At 64.3% G+C, this 14,300-nt stretch carries 11 protein-coding genes; 9 read left to right on the top strand and 2 right to left on the bottom strand.

Going from position 1 to position 14,300, the window contains the following annotated elements:
* The first annotated feature begins 61 nt into the window (after nucleotides 1–61).
* The 7 genes from F812_RS0108705 to F812_RS25385 all read left to right on the top strand — a co-directional run bounded on the left by F812_RS0108705 (nucleotide 62) and on the right by F812_RS25385 (nucleotide 10,717).
* Nucleotides 62–1,795 (top strand): efflux RND transporter periplasmic adaptor subunit, encoded by a 1,734-nt coding sequence (locus tag F812_RS0108705; RefSeq protein ID WP_020085584.1) that lies wholly within the window; start codon nucleotides 62–64, stop codon nucleotides 1,793–1,795.
* Between the two features lie 11 nt (nucleotides 1,796–1,806).
* Nucleotides 1,807–4,923, top strand: a complete 3,117-nt coding sequence (locus F812_RS0108700) for an efflux RND transporter permease subunit (RefSeq protein ID WP_020085583.1) — start codon at nucleotides 1,807–1,809, stop codon at nucleotides 4,921–4,923.
* A gap of 31 nt (nucleotides 4,924–4,954) precedes the next feature.
* Complete coding sequence (locus F812_RS25390; RefSeq protein WP_020085582.1) at nucleotides 4,955–5,338, top strand: hypothetical protein; 384 nt, start codon at nucleotides 4,955–4,957, stop codon at nucleotides 5,336–5,338.
* Nucleotides 5,339–5,404: 66 nt separating this feature from the next.
* Nucleotides 5,405–6,034 (top strand): hypothetical protein, encoded by a 630-nt coding sequence (locus tag F812_RS0108690; protein WP_020085581.1) that lies wholly within the window; start codon nucleotides 5,405–5,407, stop codon nucleotides 6,032–6,034.
* 610 nt (nucleotides 6,035–6,644) lie between these two features.
* Nucleotides 6,645–8,474, top strand: a complete 1,830-nt coding sequence (locus F812_RS0108685; protein ID WP_020085580.1) for an AsmA family protein — start codon at nucleotides 6,645–6,647, stop codon at nucleotides 8,472–8,474.
* 113 nt (nucleotides 8,475–8,587) lie between these two features.
* Nucleotides 8,588–9,424, top strand: coding sequence for a HesA/MoeB/ThiF family protein (locus tag F812_RS0108680; RefSeq protein ID WP_020085579.1), 837 nt, complete (start codon nucleotides 8,588–8,590; stop codon nucleotides 9,422–9,424).
* A gap of 93 nt (nucleotides 9,425–9,517) precedes the next feature.
* Nucleotides 9,518–10,717, top strand: coding sequence for a metalloprotease (locus tag F812_RS25385; RefSeq protein ID WP_020085578.1), 1,200 nt, complete (start codon nucleotides 9,518–9,520; stop codon nucleotides 10,715–10,717).
* A gap of 61 nt (nucleotides 10,718–10,778) precedes the next feature.
* Here the strand turns inward: F812_RS25385 and F812_RS0108670 are convergent, their stop codons facing one another.
* The gene (locus tag F812_RS0108670; RefSeq protein WP_020085577.1) at nucleotides 10,779–11,777 is read right to left on the bottom strand and encodes a 2-hydroxyacid dehydrogenase; all 999 of its coding nucleotides are present in this window, start codon (nucleotides 11,775–11,777) and stop codon (nucleotides 10,779–10,781) included.
* A gap of 541 nt (nucleotides 11,778–12,318) precedes the next feature.
* Here F812_RS0108670 and F812_RS23220 point away from each other — a divergent pair.
* Nucleotides 12,319–12,822, top strand: coding sequence for an SH3 domain-containing protein (locus tag F812_RS23220; protein ID WP_245257656.1), 504 nt, complete (start codon nucleotides 12,319–12,321; stop codon nucleotides 12,820–12,822).
* Nucleotides 12,823–12,880: 58 nt separating this feature from the next.
* On the opposite strand, the gene irrA is transcribed toward F812_RS23220, so the two are convergent.
* On the bottom strand, nucleotides 12,881–13,324 hold the full coding sequence (gene irrA, locus F812_RS0108660) for an iron response transcriptional regulator IrrA (protein WP_020085575.1): 444 nt from the start codon (nucleotides 13,322–13,324) through the stop codon (nucleotides 12,881–12,883).
* Nucleotides 13,325–13,746: 422 nt separating this feature from the next.
* Between irrA and fabA the strand changes: the two genes are divergently transcribed.
* Nucleotides 13,747–14,283, top strand: a complete 537-nt coding sequence (gene fabA / locus F812_RS0108655; protein WP_020085574.1) for a 3-hydroxyacyl-[acyl-carrier-protein] dehydratase FabA — start codon at nucleotides 13,747–13,749, stop codon at nucleotides 14,281–14,283.
* Nucleotides 14,284–14,300: the final 17 nt, after the last annotated feature.

Below are 14,300 nucleotides of genomic sequence, written 5' to 3'. Positions count from 1 at the left end.
CGTAACCCCCCAGCAAGGTGCGGGCATGCTCGACGTTCCTCAAGTCCTCGAGGCTCGAAGCATGACTCGTCTAGCCGCTCTGCTTTTTTCCGTTCTCATTTTTGCCGGCTCCGCGTTTGCCGGTCCCGGCCACGACCACGGAGACGGAGGACAAGGCGCGGAGGCGCCCTCCGCAGCCGCTATTCCTCGGCTCGTGAGCGAAGGCTCCGATGTCGAGCTGGTGGCCGTCGCGAAAGACCACACGCTCACGATCTATCTCGACCGCATCGCGACCAACGAGCCCGTGGATGGCGCCACGATCGAGCTGAACGGAGAGGGCATTCCGTCGGCGAAAGCGAAGGCACTGGGCGACGGCGTCTACGAGATCGAAGCCGATTGGCTGCACGAGCCCGGCGCGAACGCGCTCACTTTCACGGTGATGGCTGAAGGGATTGCCGATCTGCTCGCGGGCCGTCTCGTGGTGGCGGAGGCCGCCGTGGAGCCGCCAGCCCAGCCGTTCTCCTGGAGCAGCGTACTGCAGCGGCCGGAGTTCTGGATGTTCGCCGTTGCGATCGGCCTCGGCGGCTTCTTCCTCGCATTTGCCTTCCGCCCGCTACGCCTTCCGCCCGATGATACGCCGCGCGTCGCCGCAACTCCCGAGCCTGCAACGCCCGAAGCCCCGCTGGCGAGGCATTTGCGCCAGGCCGCCGAGATCGTGCTTGTGGCACTTGTACTTGCCGCCTCCGTGCCCTCGCGCGGCTGGGCGCACGAAGGTCACGATCACGGCGGAGACGGTGCGCCAGTGCAGGCGGCCGGAAATACCCCCGGCAAGCTTCCAACGGGCGAGGTCTTTCTGCCGAAGCCCACGCAACGTCTTCTCAAGGTAAGAACGGCCCCGGCTGCAACCGACAAGGCCCAGCCGGGAAGCGAGCTTGTCGGCACCGTCATCGTCGATCCCGCCTACGAAGGGCGCGTGCAGGCTCCGATGGAGGGGCAGATTGAGCTGGCCGGTGGCGGCATCTCGTTCGTCGGCGAGAAGGTGGCCGCAGGCGACGTGCTCGCGCTGCTCGCGCCCGCCATGCCGGTCTTCGACCGCGGATCGCTGCAACAGCTCACCGCCGAGGTCGAAGGTAAGCTGCGGATCGCCGAACAGAAGCTCGCGCGCCTCACCCGCATTTCCGGCGACTACATCCCCCAGCGTGAGATCGACGACACAAAGACCGAGATCGAGTCGCTGCGCGAGCAGAAGCGCGTTCTGGAACCGAAGGCGGCCGAGCGGCTGGAGCTCAAGGCGCCGGTCTCCGGCATCATCTCCGTTGCCAACGTGCGCGCGGGCCAGGTCGTCGGCGCACGCGACACACTGTTCGAGATCGTCGACCCCAAGCGTCTGTGGATCGAGGCGATCGGCATGATGGGTGCGGACGACGGCGCCGTCTCGTCCGCGACTGCCATCGATGGGCAAGGTCACGCCATCCCCCTCACCTACATCGGCCGCGCGCCGACGCTGCGCCAGCAGTCGCTGCCCATGTTGTTTCGTGTTGAGGATCCGCACGCGTCTCTCGCGATCGGAGCCACCGTGAGGGTGCTGGTTCAGAAGGGCACACCCGTCGAAGGCATCATCGTGCCGGATGGCGCGGTCGTGCGTTCCACGAACGGTCTCCCGCAGGTGTGGATCAAGATGGCGCCGGAAACCTTCGAGCCGCGTGCGGTGCGCACGTCTCCGCTCGATGGAGGCAGCGTCCTGGTCACTGACGGCTTGGCCAAAGGCGACCGTGTCGTCGTCCAGGGCGCCGAGCTGATCAATCAGATCCGATAGTGGGGGCGTGAATGTTCAACGCAATCGTTCGCGGAAGCCTCGCTAACCGCATTCTCGTCCTCGTCGCCGCCGTTGCGATGAGCATCTATGGCCTCGTCACGCTGTCGCGTCTGCCGGTGGACGTGTTTCCGGATCTCAACAGGCCGACCGTCACGCTCATGGCGGAAGCGGAAGGCCTCGCCCCGGAAGAGGTCGAGCAACTAGTGACCTTCCCCATCGAGACTGCCATGAACGGTATGCCGGGCGTCACCCGCGTCCGCTCTGTCTCCGGCGTCGGCCTCTCCATCGTCTACGTCGAGTTCGATTGGTCCACCGAGATCTATCGCGCCCGCCAGCAGGTTGCGGAGCGGTTGCAACTCGTTCGCGAGCAGCTTCCGCCGGGCATAGGCGCGCAGATGGGGCCGATCTCCTCCGTGATGGGCGAGATCATGCTGATCGCCATGTCGAGCGAGACGGCCGATCCCATGACGCTGCGCGAGCTTGCCGATTTTACGCTGCGCCCGCAGCTTCTCACCGTGTCGGGAGTGTCCCAGGTCATCCCAATCGGCGGGCAGGTGCGCCAGTACCGCATCATTCCCGATCCCCGGCGCATGGCCGGACTCGACATCGGTTTCGATGCCATCGAGGACGCCATCAAGTCGTTCGGCGCCAACACCGGCGGAGGCTTCGTCGATCAGAAGACGCGCGAGTACCTCATTCGCAACATTGGCCGCTCCACCCGCATCGAGGATCTGCGCAATCTCGTCGTTACCTATCGATCCGGGCAGGCCGTGACCTTGAGCCAGGTCGCGAGCGTGGATTTCGCCGCGCGGACCAAACGCGGAGATGCCGGGTTCAACGCGAAGCCTGCCGTCATTCTCGCGATTCAGAAGCAGCCCAATGCCGATACCGTGACGATCACGCGGGAGATCGAGCGCGTTCTGCCCGAGTTGCAGCGCGTGATGCCGGAAGGTGTGCGCGTCACCGATATCCAGTTCCGTCAGGCCACCTTCATCGAATCTTCCATCGCCAACGTGAAGAAGGTGCTGGTCGAGGCCCTTGTCGTGGTTGCCGTCGTGCTGTTCGCGTTCCTCCTCAATTGGCAGACCACGCTCATCTCGCTGCTCGCGATCCCGCTCTCGGTGCTCACCAGCGTCATCGTGTTTCAGGCGATGGGGCTTTCCATCAACACCATGACGCTCGGCGGTCTGGCCATCGCCATCGGCGCACTCGTCGACGACGCCGTTGTGGACGTCGAGAACATCTACCGCCGTCTCGGTCTCCACCGTGCAGCGGGCGGACGCGACCGGCGCTCCATCGCGGAAGTGGTCGCCGCGGCCTCGATCGAGGTCCGCACAGGCATTCTCTACGCCACCGCGATCATCGTGCTGGTGTTCATCCCGCTGTTCGCGTTGTCGGGCATCGAGGGGCGTCTCTTCGCGCCGCTCGGCATCGCCTTCATCGTCTCGATCCTGGCGAGCCTTCTGGTGTCCATGACGGTGACGCCTGTCCTCGCCTATTGGCTTCTTCCGCGCATGAAGCACTTGTCGGAGCACGAGAGCGGGCTCGTTCGCGTGTTGAAGCGGTGGCAGCGGCGCGGCCTTGTGTGGTGTTTCGAACGTCCCACTTTTGTCGTCGGCATGCCGGTCATTGCTGTTGCGGCCGCGCTCGTGGCCGCAGCCTATCTGCCGCGCGCGTTCCTCCCGTCTTTCAACGAAGGAACCGTGCTTGTCAGCGTGACGCTCCAGCCTGGCGTCAGCCTCGCCGAATCCGATCGCATCGGGCGGCTCGCCGAGAAGATCGTGGCGGAGGTGCCGGAGGTTCACTCTGTGGGCCGCAGGACCGGACGCGCTGAGCTCGACGAGCACGCCGAAGGCGTCCACACGAGCGAGCTCGACGTCGACCTCAAACGATCCGATCGCAGCCGCGAAACCGTGCTCGCGGACATCCGCGCACGCCTCACGGTGTTGCCGGCGTCCATCACCGTCGGGCAGCCAATCGCGCACCGCCTCGACCACATGCTGTCGGGTGTGCGGGCGCAGATCGCGCTCAAGATCTATGGCGACGACTACGACACCCTGAGAAGTCTCGCCGCGGGCCTCGAAACGCGCCTCCGCAGCATCCCGGGCATCGTGGATTTGCAAACCGAGAAGCAGGTTCGCATTCCGGAGCTTCAGGTCCGCATCGATTACGAGAAGGCCAAGCGCTACGGCCTCAATCCCAGCACCATCACGCAGTCTTTGGAGACGCTGTCCAATGGGCGCGTCGTTTCCGAGATCATAGATCGCCAGAGACGCTTTGATGTCGTGCTGCGGCTCTCCGATGAGGATCGCAAGACCCGCGCGCTCGGCGATATGCTGATCGAGAGCCCGGCCGGCCGCATTCCGCTGTCCAGCGTTGCCGAAGTCATCGAGACCGACGGCCCCAACCAGATCCTGCGGGAGAACGGCCGGCGCCGCATCGCGGTTCTCGCCAACACTGACGGCTCGGACATGGCCCGCATCGTGGCCGCTGTCCGCGCGGAGCTGGCGGATGCGCCGCTTCCGCAAGGCTACTTCACCAATCTCGAAGGGCAATTCCAGGCGGAGGAGGAAGCCTCCCGCCTCATCGCGCTGCTGTCGCTCGTCTCGCTCGCCCTCATCTTCGTCGTGCTCTACACGCGCTACCGCTCGACGGCGCTCGCGTTGATCATCATGGGCAACGTTCCGCTCGCACTCATCGGAAGCGTAGCGGCGTTATGGTTGGCGGGGCAGCCATTCTCGGTTGCGAGCGCCATCGGGTTCATCACCCTGACCGGCATCGCCACGCGCAACGGCATCCTGAAGATCAGCCACTACATCAATCTGGTTCTGTTCGAAGGCGAGCGCTTCGGCCGCGAGATGGTCGTGCGCGGAACGCTGGAGCGGTTGACGCCCGTGCTGATGACCGCCCTCGCCGCAGGCATCGCGCTCGTGCCCCTCATGATCGGTGCGGACGAGCCCGGAAAGGAAATCCTCCATCCCGTGGCGATCACCATTTTCGGCGGCCTCGTCACGGCCACTCTCCTCGACGCCTTCCTCACCCCGGTCCTGTTCCTGATGTTCGGGCGCAAGCCGCTCGAGCGGCTGCTCGACGAGCAGGATCAGACAGTTCACGCCGAAGCCTTTTGATCACGGTCTTCAAAACAAGGAGCACACCATCATGAAGAAGCTTTTCCTTGGCCTTGCGGTCCTCGCACTCGGATCGTCTCTCGCCTTGGCGGACGAAGTTGCCCACGACCACGAGGCCAAGCATGGCGGCATCCTCGTCCACAACGGACATCACCACTTGGAGCTCGTAGCAAAGGGCAACACCCTCGAGCTTTTCGTCAGGCACGAGGACGGCAAGGTCGAGGACGTCAGCGGCGCCAAGGCGTCCGCCACTGTATTGGCGGGCGGAAAGACCGAGGTCGTCACCCTCGCGCCATCCGGCGAGAACGGCCTCAAAGGCACCGGTGGCTTCGATGCCGGAAAGGGCACGACCGTCGTCGTGAACCTCACCATGCCCGGCCATGAGACAGAGCAGATCCGTTTCAAGATCGATTGAGAGGCGAGACCGGAGGGCCGTGCGCGCCACGGTCCCCCGGCGCGAGGCTCGAGAAGGGAAACGTGCATGATCGGATTGTTGGGAGCAGGCATCGCCGTGGTGGCGGCCGTTGCCGGGATCGAAGGCAGTGTTTCTGCCATGCCGCGCCACGCGCCGTCGCAGGCTCATGCGCCAATGCTTTGGCAGACGGGGCTGGACAAGCACGAGATCGCCGAGAACAGCCCGGTCTCGCTGCTGATGCAGTTCGCCAAGGACGGATGCTTCGCTCATGGCGCCGCGCCCGGTCATTTGCAGAAATGGGCCGAGCAGTTCCGTGGCCGCTCCGTCGCTGATGGCGAACTGTCTCGCCACCGGAATGACTTCACCAAGCTTGTCGGCGGCTGGACGTTCTCGTCGGGCCTCGGCGCCATCGCGCTCATCCAGTCGGAGTTTCGCGCGCCGCGCAACGGCTACGTGTGCTCGCTCACCGCCCAGCTCGAAGGCGACGCGCAGCACCGGGACGTGAAGGCGGCATTCCAGGCCACGTTCGCCTCCGCGATCAACGACGAGCGTGACTGGCCGGACCGCCACGTCGATCGCTTTTGGATCGAGCGGTCGCGCCAGCCGCCCGTCATGGCCACCATCGAATTCACGCGCTCGAGCCGGATGGTCACCATCCGCATGGTGCACGGCGACGCGTGGCCCACCCAGACATGAAAATCAACGGCAGCACAAACGGAGAAGGTGAGTTATGCGAACTTTGATGAGAATTGTGGCGCTGGCCGCCTTGATCGTGGGCATCACCACAGCAGCGCACGCGCACGACCTGCCCTGGCGCGACGGAGACGCCCGGCGGGCGGCCTTCGGACATTGCGCCAAGGGGCCGTGTACGAACCGTGCGAACTGGTCCGCCGGAAAGCCGCATCGTCATGTTCGAGGCGAGATTGTGTTCGTCAAGGAGCGTCAGGCACATGACGCTCGCCCACACAGAAACCGCGGTTTTAGTGATTCAAACGTTGATTGAAGTCATGCGTGGAAACGCGTGGAGCCTGTAGAATTTTGCGTGATTGACACGTCGCGAAAATGTGGCGTCCGTCGTGTTCTGAAAATGTTCACTAGTCTGAATATCTAGTTTTTTGGGAGTAAGGGGCTATGCATCTGAAGATATGAATTTTTCTGCACATATGGCGCCGATTTAGGCTCTCATGATGTATTGCGCACGCGTGTCGCCTTCAGGTAAGTAGAGATGCCCGATCGGCTCGAGACTTGGTCGGCGGGCTCCGATCATCTCTCGATCTGTAGAACTCCTGTGCGGGACAGCGGCCTTATGACCGGCAAAGCTGACAAGCGTCGCCCGCTATTCGTTACCGTCGTGTTGCTCGCCGCGATTGGTGCAGCGCTCGTCGTGCCCGTCCTTGTCGGCGCACGTCGTGGCGAGCCGATACCGGGCACCATCGTCCGCGCTGCATCCGGCGAAACCGTCAAGATCACCACACCGATCTCGCTGTCAGCCTCTCCGTCCATTACGCTCGAAGAGGGGACTGTCGCGCTCGTGGGACCCGCGGCCGGAGAGACCAGGGTCGCAGCGGTTTTGCGCACGCTCGTGCAAGGCGGCGGCGCGGACATCGTGCTGGATGGCGCCAAGCTGGTGATCGATAGAACAGCCGCATCCGCTCAACCGGCAGATGCTCCTGCCGCGGCTGGCGCCGTGGCACCCGAGGTCCTGGGATCGATCGTCTCCGCGCTGTCGAGCTTCAAATTCCGCAGCCTTGCGTTGATTGACGCTTCGATCGTGATCAAGACGGTGCAAGGCACCACCGAGACACTTTCGCGGGTGAACACCGAAATCTCCACGGACCGCCACGGCCTCGTGAACGTCAACGGCCGTTTCGACTATCGCGGAGAGCCGATCGAGATCGATCTCGCCTTCACCGCCCCGCCGAGCAAGCCCGACGCCGCGATCACCGTCCGCGCGAAACTCAAGGGTAAGTATATTGCGGCCTCGTTCAACGGCCGCGCCGCGCCGGGCGATCGGGGCCAGATCACGGCGCAGAACGCCGAGCTTTCGTTCTCGGATCTCCGCGGCGCCGGCCGATGGCTCGGCATCTCCTGGCCGGCCACCGGCCCTGGACTAGGTCCGTTCTCCGCCAAGGGGCAGCTCAAGCTGGACGATCGCGCGGTCTCTTTCGAAAACGCCCAGTTCTCGCTCGACGGTAACGCCGCGACAGGTGCCCTCGTAGCCGCTTTCAGGCCGGAGCGCCCATCGATCGAAGGCACCCTCGCCTTCCCCACCTTTGATATTGCGCCCTATGTTGCGCCCTCCCGGCCATATGCGCTGGCTCTCGTCTCCGATTGGCTTGGGAGCCTCAAGATTCCGGGCCTCGCGTCTCCCTCGTTGTTGAAGGAGATCGACGCCGACATCCGCATCTCAGCCGGCAACGTCATGAGCGGCTCCGATCGCCTCGGGCGGTGCGCGGCGAGCCTCTCGGTGAAGGGCGGCAAGCTCTATGGCGAGATCGCGGAGCTGGAGTTGGAGCAGGGTGGAACCGGTGAGGGCCAGTTCACGGTCGATATGACCGGAGACGATCCGCTCTACACCCTTCGCGCGGATCTCGACGACATCGATCTCGAAACGATTTCCAATGCCCGTCTCGGCCCGGCGGCACTCGACGGGTCGGGCGACATTATCGTCGATCTCAACGCCCACGGTGCAAGCCAGGCTGCCATTCTTCAATCACTCGCGGGCACGCTTTCTCTAGAGATCGGAGAGGGCGGACGCGTCGGCATCGATCTCGACGGTCTTCCTCGTGCCGCCTCCGCCACCTCGGCATCTGGCGGATGGGGGCCTGCAGGCGCAGGAACGACGGTGGTAAACCAGTTCTCGGCCCATTTCACCGCGCTCAATGGGGTTCTGACCGCCGACTCCGTGAAGGCGGTCGCCGAAGGCCGCGCCGTCAGCGTCACCGGAACCATCGATGTCGACAAGAGTGCGCTCGATCTCCTGATCTCGGTCGCAAAGAAGCCGGCCGCCGCGACCGCGGCCGACCCCACTGGAACCTTCAAGGTTCAGGGGCCATGGGCCACGCCCAGCATCAGCCCGGCCGAGCCCGGCAAAGCCGCCCAGACCAAGGTTTCTGGCGCAGACCCCGGGGGCTGATTGCCCTAGCCGCCGAAGGCTCGCGTCCGAAGGCCATTGCGTTCAAAGGGGTGTCTCGCCGTCCCGATGGTGTAGAATACCTTTCGGCTTCACAGGCGAGAAAGAAAGACGGCATGGCGCTCACGCCAGAGGAAATCCAGCGCTACAAGCGGCACCTTCTTCTCCATGCCGTTGGCGGACAGGGGCAGGCCAAGCTCAAGGCTGCGCGCGTGCTAGTCGTCGGCGCAGGCGGGCTCGGAAGCCCTCTCCTGCTCTATCTGGCCGCGGCAGGCGTGGGAACGCTCGGCATCATCGACGACGACACCGTCTCACTCGACAATCTCCAGCGTCAGGTGATTCATACGACGGCCTCGATCGGCATGGACAAGGTCGAAAGCGCGCGTGAGACCATCGCGCATCTCAATCCCCATGTGGCGGTCGAGACGTTCGATGTCCGTCTCGATGCCGCCAATGCCGCCGATATCATCTCCCGCTTCGATATCGTTGCCGATGGATCGGACAACTTCGCGACCCGCTATCTCGTGTCGGACGCGTGCTTCTTCGCGGGCCGCACGCTGGTGCACGCCGCAGTCGGCCCCTTCGACGGTTATCTGACGACGCTGAAGCCGTTCGCGCGGACGGCGGACGGCACACTCTATCCGAGCTACCGCTGCCTGTTCCCGGAGGCACCTCCGCCAGGCACCGTGCCGAGCTGCTCGGAGGCGGGCGTGCTCGGATCGGTCGTCGGCGTCGTCGGCACGCTTCAGGCGACGGAGGTGATCAAGGAGATCACCGGCGTCGGCGATAGCTTGGCCGGCCGCATCCTGCTCTATGATGCCAAGGAGCCGCGCTTCGAGACGGTTCGCGTCGGTTGGGATCCCGAAAATCCGCTGACGGGCCTCGAGCCCGCAATCTTCGATCTCTCCGTGCATCGGATTTCGCCCGAAGGTGTTCCCGCCGAAACTGATTGAGCGAAGGTCCTGGGTCATGCCTTGAGACAGTGTTTCAAGGGACGCGGGCGATCCACGCGTGCCTGCGAGCTTGGGTTTCCGCGAGCCAGATTCATGACGATAATCGCCGATCTTGCGCAGATCCTGTTGTGCCTCATACGGGCCACGCGCGACGCCGTGTTCGGGCGCCGCCGCCAGCGCTATGCCACCTCCGTCGAGATCAACGCGCCTATCGATATCGTCTGGAGCGCCGCGTCGGCCCGGAAAATCGTATTCGAGGGCCCGCCCCGCATCGAGATCGCGACAGCCCTGCGCCCCGGCACGACCAACATCTACGAAGGCACGGCGAGCTTCGGAGACCGCGTGGTCCCGATGGCCTACCGCGAGGTTGAAAGCCGTCCGCTCGAAGGCCTCCTGATCGAGATCCTGCCGGAAGGGAGCGATCCGAGCGTGGCTCCGGGCCGCGATCACTTCGTCGCCTGCACCTTAGTGGAGCGCGCCGGAAAGACATTGATGACGACCGTGCACGAGTTGACACACGGCAGTTTTCTCAGCCGCGTGCTCATTCCGCTGGGCGCGAGGTTCAACGCGCGCCGCCTCCGCGACTATTGCGAAGCCCAGGCCGGCACGGCGGGCCTCGTGACATCCGGCAGCAAGCTCCGAGCCGCCGCTGTCACCGGCATTCTCACCTACGCGAGCTTCATCTATCTGTTCGACTGGAAATTCGCAGCCCTCCTGCTCGCGCTCCTGATCATTCACGAGGCCGGCCACGCCCTCGCCATGCGATGGGTCGGTCTCCCGGTGAAAGGCGTTTTCTTCATTCCCTTCTTCGGCGGCGTCGCGGTATCCGCGGAGCCCCACCGCAACGAGGCGGAGCGCGGGTTCGTAGCGCTCATGGGGCCGGGCTTCAGCCTCGTGACGACTGCGGCGTTCGCGGCGGGCGCCTATCTGACCGGAGACGAGGTATTCGCCCAGCTCGCATTCCTGAGCGCGATCCTGAATGGCATCAATCTCGCGCCCGTTTTGCCGCTCGATGGCGGCCATGTGCTCGATTCCGCGCTGTCGAGCTCCGATCCAGAATTCAAGACGATCATCAACATGCTGGCGCTGATGGTGGGGATAGGCGTGTCCGTCTATCTCGAATGGTACGTGTTGACGGCGCTGCTGGTACTGACCGCGCCGGTGCTGCTCGCATCCTCGAAGCGGGTGCGTCCCATCGAGCCCATTTCGGATGCGGGCCGAAACTGGCTCATCGCCGGCTATCTGGCGACGGTCGCCTTCTACGTCGCCACCGCCGCGCACTTTCTCGCGTGACGGCCAGCCGCGCCTGTCACTGCCGCCAGAAAGCAGAACGGCCTCCTGAGAGGCCGTTCGCTTAGAACATCGCGGGATGAACTTTGTCCGGCGGGGCGTGCCCGTCGAGGAACGCCTTGATGTTGATGATCACCTTCTCGCCCATGTCGATGCGCCCTTCGATGGTCGCAGAGCTCATGTGCGGAAGCGCCACCACGCGCTCGGAGGCGAGCAGCTTGGGGTTGATCGCAGGCTCGTGCTCGTAGACGTCGAGCCCCGCGCCCGCGATGGAGCCCGCTTCGATCATGCGCGCGAGCTCGTTCTCGTCGATCACCTCGCCGCGCGCCGTGTTGACGATGTAGGCGGTCGGCTTCAGCAGCTTGAGCCGCCGGGCCGAAAGCAGATGATAGGTCGCAGGCGTGTGCGGGCAGTTTATGGAGACGATGTCCATGCGGCTCAGCATCTGGTCGAGGCTTTCCCAGTAGGTAGCCTCCAGCTCCTGCTCGATCGCCTGCGAGACACGCTTGCGGTTGTGATAGTGGATCTGCAAGCCGAACGCCTTCGCGCGCTGGGCCACGGCCTGTCCGATGCGGCCCATGCCGACGATGCCGAGACGCTTTCCGAAAATGCGGTTGCCGAGCATCCACGTCGGCGACCAGCCCGCCCAGCGGGTCTTCGGATCCTTGAGGTAGGCTGCGCCTTCCGGCAGCCGCCGCGGCACGGCGAGGATCAGCGCCATCGTCATGTCGGCGGTATCCTCGGTCAGCACGCCGGGCGTGTTGGTGACGGTGATCGCCCGGTTGCGCGCGGTGTCGAGGTCGATGTTGTCGACGCCGGTGCCGAAGTTTGCGATCAGGCGCAACTGCGGCCCTGCCTGCGAGATGACGGCGCGATCGATGCGATCGGTGACGGTGGGCACCAGCACGTCGGCAACCTTCGCGGCCTCCGCCAGTTGCGCCTGCGTCATGGGCTTGTCGTCTGCATTGAGACGGGCGTCGAACAGCTCGCGCATCCGCGTCTCGACCACATCGGGCAGCTTGCGCGTGACGATGACGACTGGCTTCTTCTGAGGATTGGGCATTTGTCTTCCACCGGCGGCCTAGAGCACTTTCCGACGAAGTGGATCGGTTCGTCGTAGAAAATGCGACACTACGAAAGTCAGCCTGTTCGATTCAGGTGAGGCCCGCGTTGCCGCGCGCCCGGATCCTGAACGCAGACCCTTTAACAGTGACTTAGAGCCTGATCGCGCGAGAAGCGAGCAATCTTGCTCGCGCCGAGAACGTAAATCAGTCTCTAGTGTGATTTGGAGCATGCTCGCGCGGCATTCGGGTCGAGACGACGTGAACCTGCTCTAAGATCAGGGAGTGTCTAACAGAAGGTCATGCCCGTGACAAAGTGATGGATTGTCTGAGGCCCGGCAGGGCGCTCCTGGTCGGGGTCGAGGCCCGGGGAGGATCTGCCGAAGGCGTCACGGGCAGACCAGGCGCTGGATGCCAGTCGCTGGATGGATGTAGAGGCCACGACGCGCGGCCCATGTGCGGGAGCGGGAGATGCGAATGAGATGCGGAGGCCGCACGTTTTGCGCGGTATTTGCGGTGTTTGCGGCCTCGGGAGGGGCCGCGATGGCCGGTGGCGCGGCCGCCCCCCAGGGGCCTGCGGCGGTTGCCCCGGCCCGTTCCTCCGAAAGCGGATTGCCCCTCCCCCGTTTCGTGAGCCTCAAGGCGGATCGCGTTAATCTGCGTGCGGGGCCGGGCACGGACTATCCGACCTCCTGGGTGTTCCGCCGGGCCGGGCTGCCTGTCGAGGTGGTGAGCGAGTTCGAGGGCTGGCGCCAGGTGCGGGACGCCGAGGGTGCGACCGGCTGGGTCGTCCAATCCCTGTTGTCGGGCCGGCGCACGGCCCTGGTCACGCCTTGGGATGTGAAAGCCGGCAAGCCTGCCCCGCAGATCGCGGTGAGGTACAGCGACAGCGAAAGCTCCCGCCCCGTCGTCAACGTCGAAGCGGGCGTGATCGCCAATGTCCATTCTTGCGACGGCCGCTGGTGCCGCGTCACCATCGACCAGTTCCGGGGATACATGCTCCAGAAGCAGCTCTGGGGCGTCTACGAGAACGAGGTTGTGAAATAACAAAGGCGCATCGCGGGGGACCGCATGCGCCTTCTCGGTTGCGTGTTTTTCGCCCGTATCAGGTCTTGGGAACCAGCCTGACGACCACGTCGATGTGGCTCACGCGCATGCCGGCCGGCGGCTCAGGCAGGCCGTCCACCCGGATCGAATCGCCCGGGATGTCCATCAGCTTGCCCTGCTCCTCGATGAAGAAGTGATTATGGTTCGAGGTGTTGGTGTCGAAGTAGGCCTTGCCGCCGTCGATCGCGAGCTCGCGCAGAAGGCCGGCGCCCGTGAACTGATGCAGCGTGTTGTAGACGGTCGCGAGCGAGACCTGCTCGCCGCTGGTCAGCGCCTCTGCATGCAGAATCTCGGCGGACACGTGGCGATCCTCGCCTGCGAACAGAAGCGCGCCGAGCGCCACGCGTTGGCGCGTCGGACGCAGGCCCGCTTTGCGCAGCCGTTCGGCGATCGCCGAGTGCACGGGCGGCAAGCCGGCTTCGGCCGTGCCGTCTTCGCTCATCGCGTTAGTCAGGTCGTCTGAGACGTCTTCGTTCATGAACGGGTCGACTCAATAGATCAGCAACCAGCCCCGCTAGTGGAGGCATGGCCACGCCCGAGGCCAGATTTTGCAAACCACGTCAGTATAGAAGCAGTGCGAAGGGACTGCAACCGGGCCCCAACACCCTGTTTTAGGGGGGATTTTTCGCGCAAATCCGGGAGGGGATGCGTCCAGCGCGTCTGACCCGCCTCACGCGCACCTCTGGACAATACGTCACCTTTTCCATGCGCTCCCTTGACGGTGCCTCTGATTACCGTTTGAACGTCAGTCGGATGTGCTAGGACAACGCGGCTTAAAGCGGGCGCAGAGGCGTTTCCGCCAAAGACTGGCGTTGCTGGAGTTGTGCACGTCAAATGTTTGTCACAGAGGGACGAAGCGGATCGATGGCCGAGCGCCGTTCAAGCTATGACTTCGAGGATTTGCTGGCGTGCGGGCGCGGCGAGTTGTTCGGGCCGGGCAATGCACAATTGCCTCTGCCACCCATGTTGATGTTCGACCGCATCGCCCATATCTCCGACAGCCAGGGGGCCCATGATAAAGGCCAAGTGGTTGCGGAGCTTGCCGTCGAGGGCAACGAGCGGCTGGATTGGTTCTTCAAGTGCCACTTCATGGGGGATCCGGTGATGCCGGGTTGCCTCGGGCTGGACGCCCTCTGGCAGCTGACCGGCTTTTTCCTCGGCTGGCTGGGCGCCCCGGGACGTGGCCGGGCGCTCGGCGTGGGCGAGGTGAAGTTCACCGGCATGGTTCTCCCTTCGGTCAAGAAGGTCGAGTACGTAGTGGATCTGAAGCGGGTCATTCTGCGGCGCCTGAAGCTGGCGATTGCGGACGGGACCCTTAAGGCTGATGGTCAAGTCATTTACACAGCGACCGACCTGCGCGTCGGCCTGTTCGAGGCGGGTGAAGCACCGGCCGCCGGATGAGCCCTTGAGCTGGATGG

This window comes from Hyphomicrobium zavarzinii ATCC 27496 (assembly GCF_000383415.1).
GTDB lineage: Bacteria > Pseudomonadota > Alphaproteobacteria > Rhizobiales > Hyphomicrobiaceae > Hyphomicrobium_C > Hyphomicrobium_C zavarzinii.
This window is presented reverse-complemented; position numbering and strand designations above follow the sequence as displayed.

Excerpts from the sequence above, each read along its gene's own strand:
- irrA (WP_020085575.1), bottom strand. The coding sequence starts at position 13,324 with ATGAGCGAAGACGGCACGGCCGAAGCCGGCTTGCCGCCCGTGCACTCG.
- fabA (WP_020085574.1), top strand. The coding sequence starts at position 13,747 with ATGGCCGAGCGCCGTTCAAGCTATGACTTCGAGGATTTGCTGGCGTGC.
- F812_RS0108670 (WP_020085577.1), bottom strand. The coding sequence starts at position 11,777 with ATGCCCAATCCTCAGAAGAAGCCAGTCGTCATCGTCACGCGCAAGCTG.
- F812_RS0108705 (WP_020085584.1), top strand. The coding sequence starts at position 62 with ATGACTCGTCTAGCCGCTCTGCTTTTTTCCGTTCTCATTTTTGCCGGC.
- F812_RS25390 (WP_020085582.1), top strand. The coding sequence starts at position 4,955 with ATGAAGAAGCTTTTCCTTGGCCTTGCGGTCCTCGCACTCGGATCGTCT.
- F812_RS25385 (WP_020085578.1), top strand. The coding sequence starts at position 9,518 with ATGACGATAATCGCCGATCTTGCGCAGATCCTGTTGTGCCTCATACGG.
- F812_RS0108690 (WP_020085581.1), top strand. The coding sequence starts at position 5,405 with ATGATCGGATTGTTGGGAGCAGGCATCGCCGTGGTGGCGGCCGTTGCC.
- F812_RS0108685 (WP_020085580.1), top strand. The coding sequence starts at position 6,645 with ATGACCGGCAAAGCTGACAAGCGTCGCCCGCTATTCGTTACCGTCGTG.
- F812_RS0108700 (WP_020085583.1), top strand. The coding sequence starts at position 1,807 with ATGTTCAACGCAATCGTTCGCGGAAGCCTCGCTAACCGCATTCTCGTC.
- F812_RS23220 (WP_245257656.1), top strand. The coding sequence starts at position 12,319 with ATGGCCGGTGGCGCGGCCGCCCCCCAGGGGCCTGCGGCGGTTGCCCCG.
- F812_RS0108680 (WP_020085579.1), top strand. The coding sequence starts at position 8,588 with ATGGCGCTCACGCCAGAGGAAATCCAGCGCTACAAGCGGCACCTTCTT.